Source organism: Catellatospora sp. NPDC049133, from assembly GCF_040648455.1.
In the GTDB taxonomy this organism is placed as follows: Bacteria; Actinomycetota; Actinomycetes; order Mycobacteriales; family Micromonosporaceae; genus Catellatospora; species Catellatospora aurea.
The window spans coordinates 1-22803 of record NZ_JBEZDT010000050.1; the positions used below are offsets into that span (position 1 = coordinate 1).

A 22803-nucleotide genomic window follows, 5' to 3' on the forward strand; every position below is an offset into this window, starting at 1 on the left:
GGTTTTCGGCGGTGCGAACGGCGGGCAAGCGGACGAAAAGGGGCGGCCACCGGTGTGTCGCCGGCACCTTCCCTCCCAAGGAGAGCCACCATGCGCAGACTCCTGCGACCCGCCCTCGGCGCGGCCACCGCCGTCCTCGCCGTCCTCGCCACCACTGCCTCGGCCACCCCGGCCGTCGCCGCGGACGCCGCCTATGACGTGCTCGTCTTCTCGAAGACCGCCGGCTTCCGGCACGACTCGATCGCCGCCGGCATCTCGGCGATCCAGTCGCTCGGCTCGGCCAACAACTTCACCGTCACCGCCACCGAGGACGCCTCCGCCTTCACCACCGGCAACCTCGCCCAGTACGAGGCGGTCGTCTTCCTCAACACCACCGGCGACGTGCTCAACGCCAGCCAGCAGACCGCGTTCGAGTCCTACATCGGCTCCGGCGGCGGCTTCGTCGGCGTGCACTCCGCCGCCGACACCGAGTACGGCTGGTCGTTCTACGGCAACCTCGTCGGGGCGTACTTCGCCTCCCACCCGTCGATCCAGCAGGCCAACATCAAGGTCGAGAACCGGGCGCACCCGGCCACCGCGCACCTGTCACCGACGTGGACCCGCACCGAGGAGTGGTACAACTACCAGACCAATGCCCGCTCCACCGCCCGGGTGCTGGCCACCGTCGACGAGTCCTCCTACTCCGGCGGCTCGATGGGCTCGGACCATCCGCACTCCTGGTGCAAGACCTACAGCGGCGGCCGGTCCTTCTACACCGGCGGCGGGCACTCGCAGTCGGCGTACTCCGAGACGGCGTTCCGCAGCCACCTGCTCGGCGGCATCCGCTACGCCGCCGGCCGCGCCAAGGCCGACTGCCGCCCGGAGACCGGCTACACCGCCCTCTACAACGGCTCGACCACCGGCTGGGCGCAGACCGGGCCGGGCAGCTTCAGCAACTCCGACGCCACGCTCACCTCTTCGGGTGGCATGGGCATGTACTCCTACACCACCCGCGAGTACGTCAACTACTCGCTCAAGCTCGACTGGCGGGTGCCGGGCGACGACAACTCCGGTGTCGTCATCGGGTTCCCGGCCGGCAGCACCGCGCAGGGCGCGCTGGACAACGGCTACGAGGTCCAGATCGACGCCACCGACTCCGCCGACCGGACCACCGGCGCGATCTACGCCCTGCAGTCCGCCGACATCACCGCCCGCGACGCGGCGCTCAACCCGCCGGGGGAGTGGAACACCTTCGAGCTGCTCGTCGAAGGGGAGCGGTTGCAGGTCTTCCTGAACGGCTCGAAGATCAACGACTACACGAACACCAACTCGGCCCGCTCGATGGCCGGCTACATCGGCATCCAGAACCACGGCTCGGGCGACGACGTCTCGTTCCGCAACATCCGGATCAAGGACCTGGGCGGTACGACGCCGACCGGCGACATCACCCGCCAGGCCGAGTCGTTCTCCTCCGCGAGCGGTGTCTCGGCGCTGTCCAAGTCGGGCGCCAACGGCGGCCAGGTCCTGGGCAACATCGAGTCCGGCGACTGGGCGGCGTACAACAGCCTCGACCTGACCGGCACCACCTCGTTCCGGGCCCGGGTGGCGTCTGCGGGCTCCGGCGGCACGATCCAGGTCCGGACCGGCTCGACCACCGGGACGGTGCTCGGCTCGGTCACCGTGCCCAACACCGGCAGCTGGACGAACTTCCAGAACGTCACCACGACCCTGTCGGGCGTCCCGTCGAGCACCCAGAACGTGTACCTGACCTTCACCGGATCGAGCGGCTTCCTCTTCGACGTGGACGAGTTCGTCCTGGTCAAGGGCACCGCCTCCACGGGCACCGGTCCCGTCAAGGGCCTGGCGGGCAAGTGCCTGGACGTGCGCGGCGGTTCGTCGGCCGACGGCACGCAGATCCAGTTGTACACGTGCAACGGCGGTGCGCCGCAGACGTGGACGGTGTCGGGTTCGACGCTGCGGGCGCTCGGCAAGTGCCTGGACGTCAGCGGGGGCGGGACCGCCAACGGCACGAAGATCCAGTTGTGGACGTGCACGGGTGGCGCGGCGCAGAACTGGACCTACCAGAGTTCGGACCAGTCGCTGCGCAACCCGCAGTCGGGCAAGTGCCTGGACGTGTCCGGCAACAACTCCGCCGACGGCACCGTCGTGGCCCTGTGGACCTGCAACGGCGGCAACAACCAGAAGTGGACCCTGCCCTGATGCGGCCCCGATCCGTACCCGAGCTGTGTGAGGTGACCCGATGGTTCATGTGAGCAAAGGCCGCTCCCGGTGGGCGGCGGCCGCCACCCTGGCCCTGGCCCTGGTGTCGGCGGGCGTGGTCGTCGCCGTGCAGGCCGAAGTCGCGCAGGCGGCGACGGTCGGCACGCCCACCCGGATCGTCGGCGGCCCGTCCGGCCGGTGTCTGGAGGTGCCCAACTCCAGCACCGGCAACGGCCTGCAGACCCAGCTGTGGGATTGCAACAACTCCGCCGGCCAGGCCTGGACCCTCACCACGTCGGGCCAGCTGACGGTCTACGGCAACAAGTGCCTCGACGCCTCCGGGCGGGGCACGGCCAACGGCACGCAGGTCATCATCTGGGACTGCAACGGCCAGAACAACCAGCAGTGGAACGTCAACACCAACGGCACCATCACCGGCGTGCAGTCGGGCCTGTGCCTGGACGCCAACGCCGCGGCGACCGCCAACGGCACGAAGATCCTGCTCTGGGCCTGCCACGGCGGGGCCAACCAGCAGTGGGCGCAGTCGGTGCTGGGCACCCCGAGCCCGACCCCGACGACCTCGGCACCTCCCCCGGGCGGCGGCCCGTGCGACATCTACGGTGCGGGCGGCACGCCCTGCATCGCGGCGCACAGCACCACCCGGGCCCTGTACCAGGCCTACAGCGGCAACCTGTACCAGGTCAGGCGCGCCTCGGACAGCACCACCCGCAACATCGGCGTGCTGAGCACCGGCGGTGTCGCCAACGCGGCGGCGCAGGACTCGTTCTGCGCCAACACCACCTGCGTCATCACGGTGCTGTTCGACCAGTCCGGGCGCGGTAACGACCTGTGGTATCAGGGCTCCAGCGTGGTCCCCGGGTCACCGCAGAGCCGTCCGGCCGTGGCGACGACCGAGTCGCTGACGGTCGGCGGCAGCAAGGCCTACTCGCTGTACATCAACCCCGGCAACAGCTACTGGCGCGACGGCCACCTGACCGGTGTCCCGACCGGCAGCGCGCCCGAGGGCATGTACATGGTCACCAGCGGCACCCATGTCAACAGCGGCTGCTGCTTCGACTACGGCAACAGCGAGACCACCCGCAAGGCCGACGCGGCCGGCGCCATGGACGCGATCTACTTCGGCACCAGTTGCTGGTTCGGCGGCTGCTCCGGCTCCGGACCCTGGGTGCAGGCCGATCTCGAATGGGGCCTGTTCCCGGGCGGCAGCAGCACCTGGAACCCGAACCAGCGGGCGTTCACCAGCAAGTTCGTCACGGCGACGCTGAAGAACAACGGCGTCTCGCGATTCGCGATCAAGGGCAGCAACGCCCAGTCGGGCAGCCTGTACACGCTGTGGGACGGCGCGCTTCCCAGCGGGTACAGCCCGATGAAGAAGCAGGGCGCCATCGTGCTGGGCAGCGGCGGTGACTGCTGCAAGCCCGACGGCGGAGCCAACGCCAGCGCGGGCACGTTCTACGAGGGCGCGATGGTCGCGGGCTACCCGTCCGACGCCGTCGAGAACGCCGTCCAGGCGAACATCGTCGCGGCGGGCTACCGGTGACCTGACCGGCCGTCAGCCCTGACCGCACCGGTGGTGCCGCCGCGATCCAGCGGCGGCACCACCGGCATGTCCGGCCCCCGATATCGGCAGCCAATGGCTCATCAAGACTGTGAACGTGCACAGGAGTTTCCGAGACGCACGCGTATCACCCGGCGAGAGGTCTGACCGCATCCTGCTGTGCCACAACCGCTCCTCACCTGCACTTATCGTCAAAGTGGACGATGCGGCGACGGCACGGTTGCCCCTTGACAGTCCCAAAGTCGCCGCTACCTTGAACTGGGAGCGTGCACAGAAGTCTTGTCGCGCCCGTGTTTCGAGCAGGTTGACCAGGAGGATTCCTATGCGCGGTAAGCGCACGGTCCGTGCCCTTTTGGCGATCGTCGTGGCCACGGCCGTCACGCTCGCCGGTTCCGTCGTGGGCACCGCGGTGCCGGCGACGGCGGCGGCAGCGGACGTCGCCATCACACCGGTCGAGAGCGACCTCGCCGGCAAGCCCTGGGTGTCAGCTGCGGCCAGCAGCGGATCGGCCAAGGCCGCCCGCGCGATCGACGGGGACCTCACCACCGCATGGGTGGCCGCCCGACAGCGGGCGGGGGAGTGGCTGACCCTCGACCTCGGCGGCGCCTACGACAACGTGCGCAAGGTCGAGGTCGTCTTCCCGGACAAGGGCGCCGTCTACCAGTACGTCATCGACGCGTCCTCCGACGGGGCCACCTGGACGAGGGTCGTCGACCGCACCCGCACCTGGGTGCCGGGCCGTGGCGCGGTGGAGCTGTTCACCCGCCCCGGCACCGCCTACCTGCGCGTCACCATCACCCGTGCCTCGCCGGGCGCGAAGATCGGCATCAGCGAGCTCTCGGCCTTCAACTACCTGCGCGACGACCTGGTCCTCGGCGCCGATCTGTCCTACGCCGACCAGAACACGGCCAGGGACGGCCTGACCTACCACGCCGGCGATCCCGCCCAGGCCGTCGATCTGCTGTCCTTCGCCAAGAACGCCGGCATGGAGTACGTCCGCCTGCGGGTCTTCAACGACCCGCGCGACGAGCGCACCCACGAATACCTCGACCCCGCCTACCAGGGCCCCGAGCGAACCGCGGCGGTCGCGACGTCGGTCAAGGACAAGGGCATGGGGCTCGGCATCGACCTGCACTACTCCGACCACTGGGCCGACCCGAGCAAGCAGGCCAAACCGACCACATGGACCGGCCTGTCCTTCGCGGACCTCACCGCCGAGGTCTACGAATACACGCACGACTACCTCCAGACGCTGGTCGACCAGGGTGCGATCCCCGACAAGGTCGCCGTCGGCAACGAGCTCATCAACGGTTTCCTGTGGGGCAGCGAGAAGCCCCAGCCATGGTTCGCGAACCCGGCCGATTGGTGCTACAGCTGCTATTTCAACAACGATCCCGCGTTCGTCGCCCAGCCGGGCGGCGGCCTGCTGTGGGACTACTTCGGCTCGTCGGATCCCGCCGAGCGGGCCGCGTACGACGCGGCGTGGGACCGGTTCACGACCCTGCAGGCAGCGGGCATAAAAGCCGTCCGGGACGTCTCGGCGGCCAACGGCCTCGACATCAAGGTCGAGACCCACGTGATCATCGACAACGGCAGGCTCGACCGGACGCTGGAATTCTGGAACCAGTTCCTCGCCCGGGTGAAGGCCAAGGGCCAGGACATCGATGTGATCGCGCACTCCTACTACCCGGAGTGGCACGGCACGGCGGAGTCCTACGAGAGCAATCTGCACGCGGTCGCCGCGGCACATCCGGGTTACCAGCTGGAGATCGCCGAGACCTCCCACCCGGCCAACGACTGGGACGGGGCACCGGTGCCGAACTCGCCGTACCCGAAGACGGCGCAGGGGCAGGCCGACGCGTACCAGCGGGTCTTCCAGATCGCCAACGACCTGCCGGACAACCGCGGCGTCGGAGCGCTCGTCTGGGAGCCGGTCAACTGGCAGGAGATGGTCGACTGGGGCAACTCCAGCTGGCCGGTCCTGAAGGTCTTCCCGTCGGTCGACGTCTACCGCGAGAGCGACGCCGAGCACGTGCTCCAGGACACGGTCTACGTCGCGACGCCGGTCCGGCGCGCACCTCGTCTGCCGGCGACGGTCAAGGTGCTGACGACGGCTGACGGCTCGATCGCGCCCGTCGCCGTCGCCTGGGACGCAGTCCCGAACCGTGCCACCAGCGCACCAGGGGAGTTCGTCGTGAACGGCATGACCGCGTTCGGACCGGTGACCGCCGTCGTGGACGTGGTGGGACACCTGGCCCCGCCGCGCTGACCTGTACCGGTGAGGACCACCTCGGCTTCTGCGGCAGGCCGTGGAGCCGAGGTGGTCCCCGAGGCCCTGCCTCGGCCGGAACTCCACGGTGGACGGTCGGCACGGGATGAGCCTTCACAACGGCGAGGGAGTCTGCTTAACTGTCTCCACCTCGGCTGGAGAGCGCTCTCCCGTGCGGCCGGGGTAGAAGGAGGTGAATGGTCGCACGCTCCACTGAGGCCCACCGTGTCACGGTGCGGCTGACAGCTCACCGACAGACGTGATCGGCGCACGTCTTCATTGTTCTCTCTACCGGAGAGGTGCACACCGATCATGTTCCTTCGCAGAGTGCTGCTCTGTGCCGCCGTCGTGCTGGCCGGGGTCGGCTTCAACGTCCCCCCTGCGCAGGCCGCTCCCGACTTCTCAGTGCTGATCTTCAGTAAGACGGCAGGGTTCCGGCACGACTCGATCCCGGTGGGCATCACCGCGATCCAGCAGCTCGGCACCGCCAACAACTTCGCCGTCGAGGCGACCGAGGACGCCACCCAGATCAACGACACCAACCTGGCCAGGTTCAAAGCAGTGATCTGGCTGTCCACCACCGGCGACGTGCTCGACGCCACCCAGCAGGCCGCGTTCGAGCGCTACGTGCGCGCGGGCGGCGGGTACGTCGGCGTGCACGCCGCGTCCGACACCGAGTACGACTGGGCCTGGTACGGCAACCTCGTCGGCGCGTACTTCGCCAGCCACCCGGCGATCCAGCCGGTCACGGTGCGCATCGAGGACACGGCCCACCCGTCCACCGCCGGCCTGCCGGCGAACTGGAACCGCACCGACGAGCTCTACAACTACCGCACCAACCCGCGCGCCTCGGTGCACGTGCTGGCCAACCTGGACGAGTCCACCTACACCGGTGGCAGCATGGGGGCCGACCACCCGATCTCCTGGTGCCGCGCCTACGACGGCGGCCGCTCCTGGTACACCGGCCTCGGCCACACCCAGGAGAGCTTCAACGAGGCCAACTTCCGCACCCACCTGCTCGGCGGCATCCGGTACGCGGCCCAGGGCACCGGCAGCTGCACCGTCGGGACCCCGCCCGTGGGCACGTTCAGCCAGGTGACGCTGGCCAAGGGCGTGGCCGAGACCGGCGAGCCGATGGGCCTCACGGTGCTGCCGAACCGGGGCGTGCTGCACACCTCCCGCGACGGCGTCGTCCGGTTCACCGACGTCAACGGCAACACCAAGATCGCGCTGACCCTGCAGGTGTACACCCACGACGAGGAGGGCCTGCAGAGCATCAAGGCCGACCCGAACTTCGCTGCCAACCGGTGGGTGTACCTCTACTACGCGCCCCCGCTGAGCACCCCCGGCGGCGACGCCCCGGCGACCGGCACGGCGGCGCAGTTCGCCCCGTTCAACGGCTCGAACAAGCTGGCCCGGTTCACCGTCCGCGACGACAACACCATCGACCCGGCGTCGCAGGTCACGATCCTCGACGTGCCGACCAGCCGCGGGCAGTGCTGCCACGTCGGCGGTGACATCGACTTCGACGCGGCCGGCAACCTTTACCTGTCCACCGGCGACGACACCAACCCGTTCGACTCGGGCGGCTCCGCGCCGATCGACGAGCGCGCCGACCGCAACCCGGCCTTCGACGCGCAGCGCACCGCGAGCAACAGCAACGACCTGCGCGGCAAGGTGCTGAGGATCAAGCCGGGAGCGACCGGCGGCTACACGATCCCGGCCGGCAACATGTTCGCGCCGGGCACGCCCAACACCCGGCCCGAGGTGTACGCCATGGGCTTCCGCAACCCGTTCCGGATGAGCGTGGACAAGGCCACCGGGGTCGTCTACCTCGGTGACTACGGCCCCGACGGCGGCGCCGACCCGAACCGCGGCCCGGCGGGCACCGTGTCGTTCGAGCGGATCACCCAGCCCGGCAACTTCGGCTGGCCGTACTGCTCGAACTACAACACCCCCTACCACGAGTACACGTTCCCCAGCGGACCGTCGACCGGCCTGTTCAACTGCGCCGGTGGTCCGACGAACAACTCGCGCAACAACACGGGCATCACCACCCTGCCCCCGTCGCAGGCGGCGTGGCTGCCGTACGGCGGGGCGGGACCCTGGCGGCCCGAGCTGGGCGGCGGCGGCCCGATGGGCGGCCCGGTCTACCAGTTCAACTCGGCGCTGGTCTCGGACGTGAAGTGGCCGGCTTCGTACAACGGCAAGGTCATGCTCGGCGAGTTCACCAGCCGCTGGATTAAGGCGGCGACGATCAACGCCAACGGCACGGCCGGCGCGATCGACTCCGTGCCGTGGTCCGGTACCGCGATCATGGACATGGAGTTCGGGCCGGACGGCGCGTTGTACGTGCTCGACTACGGCACGACCTGGTTCGGCGGCGACGCCAACTCGGCCGTCTACCGCATCGAGTACAACAGCGGCGGCAACCGGGCACCGATCGCCCAGGCGTCGGCGAACCCGTCCACCGGGGCCGCGCCGCTCACCGTGCAGTTCAGCTCGGCGGGCAGCAACGACCCCGACGGCGACGCCATCACCTACGCCTGGGACTTCACCAGCAACGGCAGCACCGACTCGACCGCGGCCAACCCGACGTTCACCTACTCGGCCAACGGCGAGTACACCGCGACGCTGACGGTGCGCGACACCGGCGGCAGGATCTCGACGGCGAGCATCGTCGTCGGCGTCGGCCGGCCCGGAATCCAGATCATCGTGCCCGGCAACGGCACGGTGTTCCAGTTCGGCGACCTGGTGCCGTACGAGATCCGGGTGACCGACCCGAACGTCGGCACCGTGGACTGCAACCGGGTCGTGCTCAACTACGTCCTCGGCCACGACAGCCACGGGCACCCCATCACCAGCAAGACCGGCTGCACCGGCTCGATCCAGACCACGGTCGACGGTGAGCACGACGCGGCCGCGAACATCTTCGGGGTGCTCGCCGCGGTGTACACCCCGCCGACCGGCGTCGCCGTCCAGGCCCAGCACCAGCTGCAGCCCAGGACCCGGCAGGCCGAGCACTACAGCACCATGAACGGTGTCACGATCGCCGCCAAGGCGAGCGCCCACGGCGGCAACGCCGTCGGCTACATCGAGAACGGCGACTGGATCTCGTTCACGCCGTACAACCTGACCGGCGTCACCGGATTCAAGGCGCGGGTCGCCTCGGCCGGCGTCGGCGGCACGCTGACCGTGCGGGCCGGCTCGCCGACCGGCACGGTCGTGTCGACGGTGGCCGTCGCCCCGACCGGCGGCTGGGAGACCTGGGTCGACGTCACCGGCACGGTGACCGTGCCGAGCGGAACCCAGCAGCTGTATCTGGTGTTCACCGGCGCTGCCACCGGGTCGCTGTTCGACATCGACGACTTCACGTTCACCGCCGGCGGCACCCAGCCGCCGACGGGCACGAACCTGGCGTTGAACCGTCCGGCGACGGCGTCGAGTGTCGAGGGCGCCTACACGGCGGCGGCGGCGGTGGACGGTTCGCTGACCACCCGGTGGGGCAGCGCGTTCGCCGATCCGCAGTGGATCCAGGTGGACCTGGGTCAGTCGTACGCGATCAACCGGGTGAAGCTGACCTGGGAGGCGGCGTACGGTTCGGCGTACCAGATCCAGACGTCGACCGACGGCACGACCTGGACGACGGCGCGTTCGGTCACCGGCGGTGACGGTGGCGTCGACGACAACACCGGGCTCACCGCCACCGGCCGGTACGTGCGGATCAACGGCACGGCCCGGGGCACCGCGTGGGGCTACTCGCTGTTCGAGTTCGAGGTCTACGGCGACAGCGGCCCGCCGCCGACGACGACCAACCTCGCCCTGAACAAGCCCGCCACCGCATCCAGCGTGGAAGGCGCGTTCGTGGCCACGGCGGCGGTGGACGGTTCGCTGACCACCCGGTGGGGCAGCGCGTTCGCCGATCCGCAGTGGATCCAGGTGGACCTGGGTCAGTCGTACGCGATCAGCCGGGTGAAGCTGACCTGGGAGGCGGCGTACGGTTCGGCGTACCAGATCCAGACCTCGGCCAACGGCACGACCTGGACCACGGTGCGCTCGGTGACCGGCGGCAACGGCGGCGTCGACGACAACACGGCGCTCGGGGCCACCGGCCGGTACGTGCGGATCAACGGCACGGCCCGCGGCACCGCGTGGGGCTACTCGCTGTTCGAGTTCGAGGTCTACAGCTGACCGCCTAGCCGGTTGGACGTGGAGGCCCGCTCAGGTCCTCCACGTCCAACCGGCAGTACCACGTTTCACTTGCCGGTGCCCTCCGGCAGCCCGTCGCCGGCCATCAGCCCGTCGACGCCGGTGGTGTTCAGGTAGACGTGCTGGTGGCCGTTTCCCGCATCGACGTTGATCTGGTCGAGCTGCGTCGCCGCCACCGACCAGGTCGCCACCGCCAGCTCACGCTGCCGCCCCGCCGCCGCCACCACCGGCGCGCGCGACGACTCGGGCAGGGACTGCGCCGCGGCCAGCGTGTCCACCGCGGCGGCCAGCTGCTCGACCGCGTTGCGCAGCGAACCCCGGGCGACGTTGGTGGCCGTCGTACCCGACACGGTCGTGGCATACCAGGCGAGCTCCGGCCCCATCGCCTGCTTCCACTGCGCGAGCTGCTTGCCGTCGACCTCGCCGGGATCGGCGAGCCCTTCGACGATCGGCGTGATCACGCCGGCGGTGGCCCGCGCGCGGGTGGTCAGCTCGCCGATCTGGGTCTTGTCTCGGCTGGCCTCCTGCTCCCGCAGTTGCTGCACCGCGCTGTCCGCGGCCCCTGGCGCGGCGGTCTGCATCCCGATCAATACCCCGACCAGCACCGCTACGGCCAACCCGGCCAGGATCCGCAGCGCCTGTGCGACCGTGCGGGCCGGCGGCGACCCAGCGGGCCTGGTGTAGGACGGCTTACCGGTCTTACGTGACATCGGACGCTCCTTGGCGAAGGCAGGACAGGTCACCGATCGTCGCCGCACGATCATCCGCGACGACAGTAGCGACGGTGATCGGCCGGCGTCCATACCCGGTCGCCGTCCCGGTGGGCCGGGGTCATCCTCGGACAACGAACTCCAGCTCACCCACCGGGTTGGCGAACTGGCTGACCCGCAGCGACACCTGCATCCGCCACGTCCCGGCCACCGGGAGCATGACCTGCGCCGTGTAGAAGCCCGCCGACACCTGGGTCAGCGGGATGTCGCCGAGTGCCGCCCCGTCCGAGGTCAGCCGGACCACCGGTGGTGCGACACCCTCGGTGGGTTCACCGGCCGCCGTGCTCAGCCGCAGGGTGATGGTGTTGGAACCGCGGGTCAGCGGGGTGAGCGAGGCCCGCACCGTGATGTCGCCCAGGGTCGTCGTATGGCTGTCCGGATTGGCCTGCGACGCGCTCGCCGGCCGGGTGTCGCGCTCGGGGCTGGTGTCCACGAGGAAGCCGGTGACGATCAGGGCGACGGCGAGGATCGCGCCCTCGATCGCGGTGGCGCGCACGACCGGCCGGGAGTGTTCCTGCCGGCCGGTCCTGTTCGCTGCCCGCTGCAGGCGCGGCAGCAGCTTCCACCTGTTCCACGCCGCGATGGCGACAGCCGCCAGCACGATGGCGATCTTCGCCAGCATCAGCCGGCCGTAGCCGGTGTCGACCAGACCGGTCCAGGATCCGAGGATCCGCCAGGCGAGCAGCGAGCCGGTGGCGACCAGGGCCGCCAGGACGCCGGCGGCGGCGGTGGAGAACCGGGCGAGCACCTTGGCCGCGGTGGTGCCGTGACCGGACAGGGCCGGCAGGGTAAGGGCCAGACCGGCGAGCCCACCGAGCCAGACGCCGCCCGCGAGCAGGTGCAGCGCGTCCGCGCCGATGACGAGGAGTTCGGGGCTCGCGGCGCGGGTGTGGCCGACCAGCGCGGGGGCCGTGACCGCGAGCGCCGCGGCCGCTGCCGCGGCGAGCCGTCGCGATGCCGATGCGGGACCGAGCAGGGCCGCGGCCAGTGCCAGTCCACCGACGACGGTCGCGGCGACCGCGTACTCGGTCGGCGGCAGGGAGGACCACGTCGCGCCCTCGCTGAGCAGCTCCGGCCCGCCGCCGAGCAGGTAGACCGCGGTGATCGGCAACGTGGCGAGCCAGGCCGCGGCGGCGACGGCCGCGGCGGCGCGTGCGAGGGCCGCCAGGCGGCGTCGCGGGCGATCGACGCCGTCGGCGGGCAGGAGCATGGCGGCGAACACGACGAGCCCGGTGGCGAGCAGCAGGCCGGCGTAGCCCACGACACGGACCAGGGTCAGCGTCCAGGGGACCTCCGGGACGCCGCTCTGGTCGCTCGGCGGGGGAGTGGTGACAGGGCTGGGCGCGCCGACGGAGAAGGTGAGCGCGCCGCTGATGGGATGCCCGTCGTCGGAGACGACCCGCCAGGTGATCACCGTTGTGCCGTTGCCCAGGGGTGCCGCCAGCGCGACTGCGAGCTCGCTGCCCTCGACGGTCGGCGTCGCGGCCACCGGCTCGCCCTGCGGGCCGAAGACCTGGACACCGCCCGGGACGCCGCGTACGGCCTCGTCGAACGTGAACAGGATCCGGTCGGGCGAGGTCTGCAGCACCGCACCCTCGGCCGGGTCGGTGCTGGTGAGGTTCGCGTGGGCGTACGCCGGCCGGGGCAGGCCGAGCAGGATCGCGGGTACGAAGACCAGGATCAGCAGTGCCGTCGCCTGGCCGCGTTGCGTCCGCCGGTCGGTCATCAGATTCCTTCCGTGGATACTCCGGCCTTCAGGCCGGGGAGGAAACGGAACTCCTGCGGAGTAGGACAGGCACAGCCGATCCGCCGCCAAGGCGGACCGGCGTCCACCCGTACGCCCGTACGAAACCGTGCATCGATCCTGTTAGGATTCTGGTTGTGGCCAGGGCGGTGAAGCGCGCGTTCAAATACCGCTTCTACCCGACCTACGTGCAGGCCGCGCAGCTGTCGCGGACGTTCGGGTGCGTACGGCTGGTCTACAACCTGGCCCTGCAGGCCCGCACCGAAGCCTGGACCCGGCGGCAGGAGCGGATCAACTACAACGCCACCTCGGCCCTGCTCACCGCATGGAAGAAAACCGCTTACCTCGCGTTCTTGAACGAGGTGTCCTGTGTTCCGCTGCAGCAGGCGCTGCGCCACCTGCAGAACGCCTAGACCAACTTCTGGGCAAAACGTGCCAAGCACCCCAAGTTCAAGTCCAGGAAGCGCTCGCGCCGGTCGGCGGAGTACACGGCCAGCGCGTTCCGGTGGCGTGACGGCGCGCTGACCCTGGCCAAGATGGCCGAGCCCCTGGACATCGTGTGGTCGCGGCCGCTGCCGGTGGGCTGTACGCCGTCGACGGTGACCGTGTCGCAGGATGCCGCCGGGCGCTGGTTCGTGTCCCTGCTCTGCGACGACGTCATCACCCAGACCCCGGCCACGGGCGCGGTCGGGATCGACGCCGGGCTGGACAGCCTGCTCACCCTGTCCACCGGCGAGAAGATCGCCAACCCGCGGCATGAACGCGCCGACCGGCAGCGGCTGGCCCGCGCCCAACGCGACCTCGCCCGCAAACAGAAGGGCTCGGCCAACCGCGCGAACGCCCGGGTCAAGGTCGCTCGCATCCATGCCCGGATCGCCGACCGGCGGCGCGACCACCTGCACCAACTGACGACTCGGCTCGTTCGCGAGACCCAAGCGATCGTGATCGAGGACCTGACCGTGGCGAACATGGTCAAGAACCATCGGCTGGCCCACGCGATCAGCGACGCGGCGTGGCGGCAGTTTCGCACCATGCTGGAGTACAAGGCTGCCTGGCACGGCCGGGACCTGATCGTCGTGGACCGCTGGTTCCCCTCGACCCGGCTCTGCTCGTCCTGCGGCGCACTCGCGCAGAAGATGCCGCTGGACGTGCGGGAGTGGACGTGCCCGTGCGGCAGCGTCCACGACCGCGATGTCAATGCAGCACGTGACATCCTGGCCGCCGGACTGGCGGTGACAGCCTGCGGAGACGATGTAAGACCTCAACGAGGAACCTCTCGGACGGGGCAGTCGTCGGCGAAACAGGAAAACCCGAGGGCGACCAAGGGAGTCCCCGTCCTTTAGGGCGGGGAGGATGTCAAGCCTGGCGGCGCTGTCGGACGAGCGCGAGGCCGCCGAGTGCCGAGCCGAGGAGGCCGGCCGCCAGGGCGGCGATTGTCAGCGCCCGGTCGCTTCCCGGCGCGGCCGTGGCGGCGGCGTGGGTGGCGTGCGCGTCGCCGGTGCTCGTGTGATGACCCGTGCCTGAAGTGGGCTCGGAGGTGATGAAGCTCGGGGCCGGCAGTTGCAGTGCCTCGGCGTTCTGCCCGTCCTGTGCGACCTCTATCCAGGCCGATTCGCCCTGTTCGCAGGTCTGGATGGTCGGGAAGACGAGTTCGGCGCCCTTGGCTTCGGGCAGCTGGACCGCGAGTTCGAAGACCTCGCGGTAGCCGTCCGGGAGCGGGGTCTGCGCGCTGAAGGTGACCGAGGCGACCCGTTGCACGATCTTGTTGCCGTGGGCGTCCACTGCGGGCGGGTCGACCGTCACCGTCTGCTTGGCGATCGTCCACAGTGGCGTCCGGGTGGGGGTCACCGAGGTGATCTCCGCTGGGATCTGGATAGTGATCTTGGTGGTGGGCGAGTCCCCGCAGCCGTGCCCGACGCTGAACTGCAGCACGGCGTGGGCGCCGGCCGCCGTCGTGGACGGGGTGACGGTGACGTGCGCACTCGCCGGGGATGCGAAGCCGAACGCGCCGACGATCAGCGCGGCGGCACCGGTCTGCACGATGCGCCGTGCCCGCGTCCGGGCCGGACGGCGGTCGTGCCGGTCGGCCCGGCACCGTGCGGATCCGATGTCATTGCGCCGCATGTCGCATCCTCGAGCCTGTGGGACGAGTCGGCTCGCCGGTGAGCGGTCCGCCGAGGGGGTCGCATGATTCGATCAACAGGCCGAACCGATGTCAAGTATGTGAACTCAGCGCCGAGGGCTCCGTTGCGCTGTCCAGGACAGCCCGGTAGCGTTCGTTCACGTCAGTGAACTGAAGTCCGTATGATGGACAGCCGGCAAAGGAGGGGCACCATGCCCAACATCACCGTCGAACTGCTCGCGGGCCGGTCCCTGGAGCAGCGCAGGGCCTTCGCCCGGGCCGTGACCGACAGCGCCGTCGAGATCCTCGGAGCCCGTGAGCAGGACGTCCGCATGGTGTTCACCGAGATCACCGCGGATGTCGTGGCCAATGGAGGCGTGCTGGCCAGTGAGGACGCCAGCCGCGCCGGGGTGGTGGCCGCGCTCGCCAAGGACTGAGGTCGCTGTTCAGGCGCGCAAGTCGATGGGCCGCACCGGCTCAGCCGGGCTGGTTGAGGGTCCATGCGGGTGTGCAAAAGGGGCCGACCTGTGGTCGGCCCCTTTTGTCGTTCGGGGTGCGGCCTCGGCGGCCGGCACCATGGCGGGTCAGCGCGCCAGCCGGTTGTCGCGCATCGCGGACAGTCGCGCCTTCACGCTCAGCAGGGTCTCGATGATGAGGTCCTCCCGGCCCTGCTTGAGTCGGCTGATCGGGACGGCGACGCTCAGCGCGTCGACCGACCGGCGGGAGAACGGCAGCGCGACGCCGAAGCAGCGCACGCCCAGGCAGGACTCCTCGCTCTCCTCGGCGTAGCCGACCTGGGCGGCCTTGTCGATGATGGCCAGCAGGGCGTCCCGGTCCGTGATCGTCTGGGCGGTGATGGCCTTGATCTGGTGGGGCACGAGCGTGGCGCGGACGTCCTCGGGCATCTCGGCGAGCATCGCCCGGCCCAGTGCCGTGCTGTAGACGGGCAGGCGGCGGCCGACGGCCGAGTACATCCGCAGCGGGTACTTGGACTCGCGCTTGGCGGTGTAGATGATCTCCGCGCCTTCCAGGCGGCCCAGGTGCACCGTCTCCTCGGTGGCCGCCGCGATCTCGTCCATGACGGCGCTGGCGCGCGACAGCACCGGGTCGCCGTCGATGTAGGCGGAGCTGACCGTCAGCGTGTGCACGCCGAGTCGGTAGATGCTGCCGGTCTGGTCGGTGTCCAGCCAGCCGCGGGCGCACATGGTGCGCAGCAGCGCGTGCAGGCTGCTCTTCGGGATGCCGAGGCGCGTGGCCAGCTGCAGTTGGGTGCCGGGGCCGTTGGCGGCTATGTCGTCCAGGACGTCGAGGACACGCGCGGCGGACTTCACCTGCGAGTTAGCGGAGCTGCTGTTGGCCGTTCTGTCCGCGTCCACCGACGCCTCCTCATCAATCAACCGTGGTGCATGCACTACGCGTACCACACTAAACCACAGTTCACATAGAGGGACTGACTTCGGCCCCTTGACCCGTGATCGGAACCACAGGTATCGTCGCGCTCAGTTCACATAGCGGAACCGGGTTCACAAACGAGGAGAAGTTTTGATCGAGGTAAGGCACTCTGCATCGCCGTCCAGCGTGGAGACGGCAACGAATGCGGACCTGCGAAAGAACTTTCTCGTCGAGAGCCTGTTCCGCACCGGCGAGGTGCGCGGGGTCTACACCCACGACGACCGGCTGGTCGTCGGGGGAGCGGTTCCCGGCGCCGGGCAGCTCGAGCTGCCGGCCTGGGACGTGCTCGGCGCGACCACGCACCTGGCCCGCCGCGAGCTGGGCATCGTCAACGTCGGCCAGGCCGGGCACGTGCTCGTCAACGACGAGAAGTTCGAGCTGCGCCACCTGGACGGGCTGTTCGTCGGCCGCGGCAACGAGGTCGTGTTCGCCGGCGAGGACGCCGCGTTCTACTTCGTCTCCGCCCCGGCGCACGCGACCTACCCCACCGCCCTGCTGAGCCACGCGGCGATCGAGCCGGTCAAGCTCGGCACGCCGCAGGGCGCGAGCGAGCGCAGCCTCTACCGCTACGCCTGGGGCCAGGAGCTGCGGACCTCGGTGCTCCAGTTCGGCGTGACCGTCATCGCCGACGGCTCGGTCTGGAACACCTTCCCGCCGCACCTGCACGACCGGCGCACCGAGGTCTACATGTACGTCGACCTCGACGAGAAGGACCGGATCTTCCACCTGATGGGCCAGCCCGGCGCGGCACGCCACCTGGTCGTGCGCGACCGCGAGGCCGTCATCTCCCCGCCGTGGTCGATCCACTCGGGCGTCGGCACCGGCTCCTACGCCTTCATCTGGGCCATGGGCGGCGAGAACAACGACTACACCGACCTGCAGCCGGTAGCGCTGGAGGACCTGTGACCGCCCAGCCCGCCCAGCCCGCCGCGCGACCCCGCTCGCCGTTCGACCTGACCGGCCGCTGCGCCGTGGTGACCGGCGCGGGCCGCGGCCTGGGACAGGCCATCGCCCTCGGGCTCGCCCAGGCGGGCGCCGACCTGGTCCTGCTGGGCAGGCCGGGCAGCCAGTCGGCCACCCGGGACCGGCTGTCCGTCTTCGGCGCCAAGGTGGAGACCGTCGACCTCGACGTCAGCGACCACGACGCCGTCGAGCGGGTCGCCGCGCGGGTGAACAGCGACCACCAGGTCGACATCCTGGTCAACAACGCCGGGATCATCGACCGGGCGGACTCGGTGGACGTGAGCCGGCAGTCGTGGAACCGCGTGGTGGACGTGAACCTCAACGCCCTGTTCCTGCTCTGCCAGCAGTTCGGAGGCCCGATGACCGAACGCGGCCACGGCAAGATCGTCAACGTGGCCAGCCTGCTGTCCTTCCAGGGCGGGCTGCGCGTGGCGGCGTACGCCGCCAGCAAGCACGGCGTCGCCGGCGTCACCAAGGCCCTGGCCAACGAGTGGGCCCCGCTCGGCGTCCAGGTCAACGCCATCGCACCCGGCTACATGAACACCGACAACACGACCGCGCTGCGGGCGGACCCGGACCGCTCCCGGGCCATCCTCGAGCGCATCCCGGCGGGCCGCTGGGGAGACGCCTCCGACATCGCCGGAGCCGCCGTCTTCCTGAGTTCCGCCGCCGCCGACTACGTCAACGGCCATGTCCTGGTCGTCGACGGAGGCTGGATGGCCCGCTGACCCTGGCCTCCAGCGCACCAAAACCGCACCATACAACGACACTGTCGCCACCAAGCCCACCCGGCGGCAGCTTTCGCTCTCTGTTTGTGCCACCCACCGCCGGATCCTCCGGCACTGAAGAGATCGAGGACCAACCGTGAAGATCGCGTTCCGTCCCACCGCAGTCTTATTGACCTTGTCACTGGCGGCCGCCGGCCTGGCCGCCTGCAGCGAGGCCCCGGCCGGGGAGAACGGCCCCGCCGGCGCGGGCGCCTGCAAGCCGGCCGACGTCAAGCTGGTCGGCCAGGTCCGCAACGAGTCCAACCCCTACGAAGCCTCGTGGCTGGCCGGCGGTGACGCCTTCGCCAAGACCGTCGGCCTCACCCAGCAGCGTCTCACCTACGGCGGTGACTCCACCAAGCAGCAGGAGCAGATCAGCCAGCTGCTCGCCGGCGACACCAAGTGCCTGGTCATGAACGTGCTTCCCAACGGCGACTCGGACACCGCGCCGATCGTCAAGGGCGCCGACAAGGCCGGCGCGTTCCTCGTCACCCAGTGGAACAAGCCGGCCGACCTGAAGCCGGCCGACTACCAGACGTGGATCAGCCACATCACCTACAACGGCGTGGAGTCCGGCAAGCAGATCGGTGACGCGCTGGCCAAGTCGATCGGCGGCTCGGGCGGCATCATCGCGCTGCAGGGCGTCCTGGACACCGCGGCGGCCAAGGACCGGTTCGCCGGCCTGCAGGCGTCGCTGAAGGAGAACTCCGGTGTCCAACTGCTCGACCAGCAGACCGCCAACTTCTCGCGTGCCGAGGCGCTGACGGTCACCAAGACGCTGCTGACCAAGCACGGCGACAAGGTCAAGGGCATCTGGGCCGCCAACGACGACATGGCGCTCGGCGCCCTGGAGGCACTGCAGCAGGCGGGCAAGGCCGGCAAGGTGGCCGTCGTCGGCATCGACGCCGTGCCCGACGCCGTCACGGCGGTCCAGAACGGCTCCATGACCGCCACGGTGTCCAGCGACGGCACCTGGCAGGGCGGCATCGGCCTGGCGATCGGCTTCTGCGTCGCCACCGGCAAGCTGCAGGTCAAGGACATCGCGGCCGACAACCGGGCGTTCTTCGCCGAGCAGTTCCTCATCACCAAGGACAACGCCGCCGACTTCGCCCAGCCGAAGACGAACCCGTCGGACTTCGACTGCGCCAACGTCTTCAAGCGTGTGGCCGGGCCCCTGAAGTGACGGTCACATCCGGGACCGCCGCGTCTCGCCGGATCTTCCGGCGGGGCGCGGCGTTTCGAGACGCCGGGCCTCCGGTCGCGCTGGTCGTCCTCTTCCTGATCTTCGCGGCCCTGAGCCCGCAGTTCCGCAGCATCGAGAACGTCCAGAACATCGTGGACGCCGCCGCGGTGCTCGCCGTGGTCACCTGCGGCATCACGTTCGTGCTGATGATGGGGTCCATCGACCTGTCGGCCGCCGGCGTGATGGGCGCTTCCGCCCTGACCGTGTCGCTGCTGGTGGCCAACAACCGCAACGACAACGACCTCGGGCTGCTCGGGATCGCGGTCGCGGTCGTACTGGGCTGCGCGTTCGGCTGCCTGAGCGGGCTCGCGCTGGTGCTGCTGAAGGTGCCCTCGTTCATGGCGACGCTCGGGGTGTCGGCCATCGGGCTCGGCGTCGCGACCCTCATGTTCGCCGGCGTCCAGCCCAACATCACCGACGCCATGCTCAAGAGCTGGGCGATCGAACGCTTCCTGGGATTGTCGTACCTCACCTGGATCGCCGCCGCGTGCATCCTGGTCGGCTGGCTCATCCAGCGCTACACCAGGCTCGGCCGGTACGCCTTCGCGATCGGCGGCGCCGAGGAGGTGCTCACGCTGTCGGGCGTGAAGGTGAAGCCGTACAAGGTCGCGGTGTTCGCCCTGGCCGGGGCCTTCTACGGGCTGGGCGGGGTCATGGTGACCAGCCAGCTCGGCGCGGGCCTCGTCCAGGCCGGCAACGGATACGACTTCTCGGCGATCACCGCCGCCGTCGTCGGCGGCACCCTGCTCACCGGGGGCCGGGGCGGCGTCCTGCACTCGGCGGTGGGCGTCGTGCTGGTCATGGTGCTCACGAACGGTCTCGTGCAGATCGGCGTCAGCCCGTACTGGCAGGGTGGGGTCGAGGGCCTCATCGTCGTGGCCGCGGTCGCCGCCGCGGTCATCCCCCAGCGTCGCAGAAACCAGGTGGTCAAGTGAGCGTCCCAGCCGAACGGGAGCCCACCACGTCCGCGCCGGTGCCGGCGCTGGAGGTCCGCGGTCTCGTCAAGCACTACCCGGGCGTGAAGGCGCTCGACGGCGTCGACCTGGTCGTCCATCAGCACGAGGTCCTGGGCCTGGCCGGCGAGAACGGCGCGGGCAAGTCCACGCTGCTCAAAGCGCTGGTCGGCCTGGTCACCCCCGATGCCGGCGAGATCTACGTCCGCGGCGAGGCCGTCAAGCTGCGCAGCGTCGTCGACGCCGCGGACCACGGCATCGGGATGGTGTTCCAGGAGCAGTCGCTGGTGCCGAACCTGACCGCCGCGGAGAACATCCTGCTCGGCGGTGAAGGGGGCGCGGTCCGTCGCGGTGTCTACCGCTGGGACGTCATGCGCCGCCTGGCCCAGGAGCAGCTCGACAAGATCGGCTCGAAGATCGACCCGCTGGCCCGCACCGACTCGCTGTCCTTCGCCGACCGGCAGATGGTCGAGATCGCGAAGGTGCTGCGCATCGAGCAGCGCAGCCAGCACCCGCCGGTCATCATCCTGGACGAACCGACCTCGGTCCTGGAGTCCAAGGAGATCGAAACCCTGTTCGCGCAGATCCGCCGGCTGCGCGAGTTCGCCTCGGTCGTGTTCGTCTCGCACCGTCTCGACGAGGTGCTCGACGTGTGCGACCGGGTGGCGGTGCTGCGCAACGGCCAGTCGGTCGGCGAGGTCGCCACGGCCGGGGCCGTCCCGCGCGAGCTGCACCGGATGATGATCGGATCCACCGGGTCCGACGACCACTACCACGAGAACGCCGCCACGGCGGTCGAGGCCGAGCAGCCGCGGCTGTCCGTGCGCGGCCTGTCGGGCCAGACCTTCCACGACATCGACCTCGACGTCGCGGCAGGCGAGATCGTCGCGATCGTGGGCGTGCACGGATCCGGCCGGGAGGACGTCTGCCGCGCCCTGTTCGGCGCGGAGCCGACGACCGGGGGCGAGATCCGGATGGACGGCAAGAAGATCAGCCTGCCCAACACCCGTGCCGCGTGCGCCGCCGGCATCGGCTACGTGCCGGCCGAACGCAAGACAGAAGGCATGGTCGGCCCGATGTCGGTGGCCGACAACATGACCCTGACCAAGCAGAAGGCGCGCTGCTCGGGCCCGTTCGTGGCACCCGGGAAACAAGCCGGACTGGTGGACCGCTGGATCGAGCGCCTGTCCATCCGCACGCCGGGCCGCGACACCCCCATCCAGCGGCTGTCCGGCGGCAACCAGCAGAAGGTGGTCCTGGCCCGCTGGCTGGTCGGCGGCGACATCCGGCTGCTGCTGCTGGACCACCCGACGCGCGGCCTGGACATCGGCGCCCGCTCGGAGGTCTACCGCCTGATGCGCGAGCTCGCGGCGAACGGGGTCGCCACCGTGCTGCTGGCCGACAGCCTCGAGGAGGCCATCGGCATGGCCGACCGCATCCTGGTCATGAACGACGGCCGGGTGGTGGCCGAGGTCGCCTGCCCCAACGGCGGCAAGCCGAGCCCTCTGGACCTCGTGAAAGAGATGGTATGAGCACTCCCGTCGCCGTGCAGCCGGTCGCCGAACCCGCGACCGGCCGGAACGGCCCCCGCCCAGCCCAGCGACTCACCGGGTTCATGCCGCTCATCGCCCTGGTGGCGCTGGTGGCCGCACTCGCCGTCGCCGACCCGGACTTCCTCACCGCGCGGAGCCTGACCGCGGTGGCGCGGACCGCCGCGCCGCTCATCGTGCTCGCCGCGGGGGCGACGCTCATCGTCCTGTGCGGTGGCATCGATCTGTCCATCGCGGCACTGGCCTCGCTGACCACAGTCCTGCTGGCACTCTGGCTGCCGGCCCTAGGCGGCCTGGCCACCCCGGTCGTCATCGCCGTCGCGGCGGCGATCGGCGCGGTGCAGGGACTGGCGCACGTGCTGCTGCGGATCCCGTCGTTCATCGTCACGCTGGGCGGGATGAGCATCCTGTCCGCGGTCGCCCTCGTCGTCTCCGGCGCCGGCACCGTGCGGGTGGTCGACGACACCCCGGTCGCGTGGCTCGAGCTCTACCTCGGCGGCTACGTGCCGATGTCAGCCGCGATGGCGCTGCTCGTCGTGGCCCTGATCGCCGCCGTCCTGAAGGCGACCCCGCTGCAGAGCTGGATCTCGGCCACCGGCTACTCCGAGTCGGCCGCGCGGCTCGCCGGAACGCCCGTCGACCTGGTCAAGATCGGCGCGTTCTGCGTCTCCGGCGCGTGCGCCGGGTTCGCCGCGGTCATGCTGGTCTCCCGCCAGTACAGCGGGGGCCCGACCATGGCCGACAACCTGCTGCTGCCGGCGGTCGCGGCGATCGTCGTCGGCGGCACCGCCATCACCGGCGGCCACGGCAGCCTCTGGCGGAGCCTCGCCGGAGCGCTCGTCGTGACGCTGCTGCGGGTCGGCCTGCCGATCGTCGGCGTGCCGTCCGCCTACGAGCAGATCCTGTACGGCGTCATCATCGTCGTCGCCGTCGCACTCACCCTCGACTGGTCGAAAGTGTCGATCATCAAGTAACCGATGCCG

16 protein-coding genes and 1 pseudogene are annotated in these 22803 nt (G+C 70.2%); 13 read left to right on the forward strand and 4 right to left on the reverse strand.

All coding sequences use genetic code 11. The annotated features are described in order from the left end of the window. The first annotated feature begins 90 nt into the window (after window positions 1-90). The 4 genes from AB0B35_RS37775 (at window position 91) to AB0B35_RS37790 (ending at window position 10238) form a co-directional block, all read left to right on the forward strand. Complete coding sequence (locus AB0B35_RS37775; RefSeq protein WP_360527129.1) at window positions 91-2199, forward strand: ThuA domain-containing protein; 2109 nt, start codon at window positions 91-93, stop codon at window positions 2197-2199. Between the two features lie 40 nt (window positions 2200-2239). Then, window positions 2240-3760, forward strand: a complete 1521-nt coding sequence (locus AB0B35_RS37780) for an arabinofuranosidase catalytic domain-containing protein (protein WP_361055418.1) — start codon at window positions 2240-2242, stop codon at window positions 3758-3760. A gap of 340 nt (window positions 3761-4100) precedes the next feature. After that, entirely contained in the window at window positions 4101-6047 is a 1947-nt protein-coding gene (locus AB0B35_RS37785; protein ID WP_361055421.1) for a glycosyl hydrolase 53 family protein, read from the forward strand. 312 nt (window positions 6048-6359) lie between these two features. After that, a complete protein-coding gene (locus tag AB0B35_RS37790) occupies window positions 6360-10238 on the forward strand; it encodes a ThuA domain-containing protein (RefSeq protein WP_361055424.1) in 3879 nt (1292 codons plus the stop codon). 65 nt (window positions 10239-10303) lie between these two features. On the opposite strand, the gene AB0B35_RS37795 is transcribed toward AB0B35_RS37790, so the two are convergent. Both AB0B35_RS37795 and AB0B35_RS37800 read right to left on the reverse strand, forming a co-directional pair. Further along, window positions 10304-10966: a hypothetical protein gene (locus AB0B35_RS37795; protein ID WP_361055427.1), complete on the reverse strand. Its 663-nt coding sequence runs from the start codon at window positions 10964-10966 to the stop codon at window positions 10304-10306. 121 nt (window positions 10967-11087) lie between these two features. Continuing rightward, a complete protein-coding gene (locus AB0B35_RS37800) occupies window positions 11088-12752 on the reverse strand; it encodes a copper resistance protein CopC (protein WP_361055430.1) in 1665 nt (554 codons plus the stop codon). 155 nt (window positions 12753-12907) lie between these two features. Between AB0B35_RS37800 and AB0B35_RS37805 the strand changes: the two genes are divergently transcribed. After that, window positions 12908-13183, forward strand: coding sequence for a transposase (locus AB0B35_RS37805; protein ID WP_361055433.1), 276 nt, complete (start codon window positions 12908-12910; stop codon window positions 13181-13183). Window positions 13184-13198: 15 nt separating this feature from the next. Continuing rightward, window positions 13199-14113: pseudogene (locus AB0B35_RS37810) on the forward strand (RNA-guided endonuclease TnpB family protein); the annotation flags it as partial. Window positions 14114-14126: 13 nt separating this feature from the next. Here AB0B35_RS37810 and AB0B35_RS37815 read toward each other — a convergent pair. Continuing rightward, the gene (locus AB0B35_RS37815; protein ID WP_361055436.1) at window positions 14127-14894 is read right to left on the reverse strand and encodes a YcnI family protein; all 768 of its coding nucleotides are present in this window, start codon (window positions 14892-14894) and stop codon (window positions 14127-14129) included. A 210-nt stretch (window positions 14895-15104) separates the two neighbouring features. On the opposite strand from AB0B35_RS37815, the gene AB0B35_RS37820 reads away from it, so the two are divergent. Then, the gene (locus AB0B35_RS37820; RefSeq protein WP_360527108.1) at window positions 15105-15329 is read left to right on the forward strand and encodes a tautomerase family protein; all 225 of its coding nucleotides are present in this window, start codon (window positions 15105-15107) and stop codon (window positions 15327-15329) included. 147 nt (window positions 15330-15476) lie between these two features. On the opposite strand, the gene AB0B35_RS37825 is transcribed toward AB0B35_RS37820, so the two are convergent. After that, window positions 15477-16268: an IclR family transcriptional regulator gene (locus tag AB0B35_RS37825; RefSeq protein ID WP_360527101.1), complete on the reverse strand. Its 792-nt coding sequence runs from the start codon at window positions 16266-16268 to the stop codon at window positions 15477-15479. A gap of 202 nt (window positions 16269-16470) precedes the next feature. On the opposite strand from AB0B35_RS37825, the gene kduI reads away from it, so the two are divergent. The 6 genes from kduI (at window position 16471) to AB0B35_RS37855 (ending at window position 22794) form a co-directional block, all read left to right on the forward strand. Then, a complete protein-coding gene (gene kduI / locus AB0B35_RS37830; protein WP_361055439.1) occupies window positions 16471-17250 on the forward strand; it encodes a 5-dehydro-4-deoxy-D-glucuronate isomerase in 780 nt (259 codons plus the stop codon). Beyond that, entirely contained in the window at window positions 17247-18035 is a 789-nt protein-coding gene (gene kduD / locus AB0B35_RS37835; RefSeq protein WP_361055442.1) for a 2-dehydro-3-deoxy-D-gluconate 5-dehydrogenase KduD, read from the forward strand. The genes kduI and kduD overlap by 4 nt, the downstream gene beginning before the upstream one ends. A gap of 169 nt (window positions 18036-18204) precedes the next feature. Then, window positions 18205-19257, forward strand: a complete 1053-nt coding sequence (locus tag AB0B35_RS37840) for a sugar ABC transporter substrate-binding protein (protein WP_361055444.1) — start codon at window positions 18205-18207, stop codon at window positions 19255-19257. Next, a complete protein-coding gene (locus AB0B35_RS37845) occupies window positions 19254-20252 on the forward strand; it encodes an ABC transporter permease (protein ID WP_361055447.1) in 999 nt (332 codons plus the stop codon). Before AB0B35_RS37840 ends, AB0B35_RS37845 begins: the two co-directional genes overlap by 4 nt. Next, entirely contained in the window at window positions 20249-21802 is a 1554-nt protein-coding gene (locus AB0B35_RS37850; RefSeq protein ID WP_361055450.1) for a sugar ABC transporter ATP-binding protein, read from the forward strand. Before AB0B35_RS37845 ends, AB0B35_RS37850 begins: the two co-directional genes overlap by 4 nt. Further along, window positions 21799-22794, forward strand: a complete 996-nt coding sequence (locus AB0B35_RS37855) for an ABC transporter permease (RefSeq protein ID WP_361055454.1) — start codon at window positions 21799-21801, stop codon at window positions 22792-22794. The genes AB0B35_RS37850 and AB0B35_RS37855 overlap by 4 nt, the downstream gene beginning before the upstream one ends. The last annotated feature ends 9 nt before the right edge of the window (window positions 22795-22803 follow it).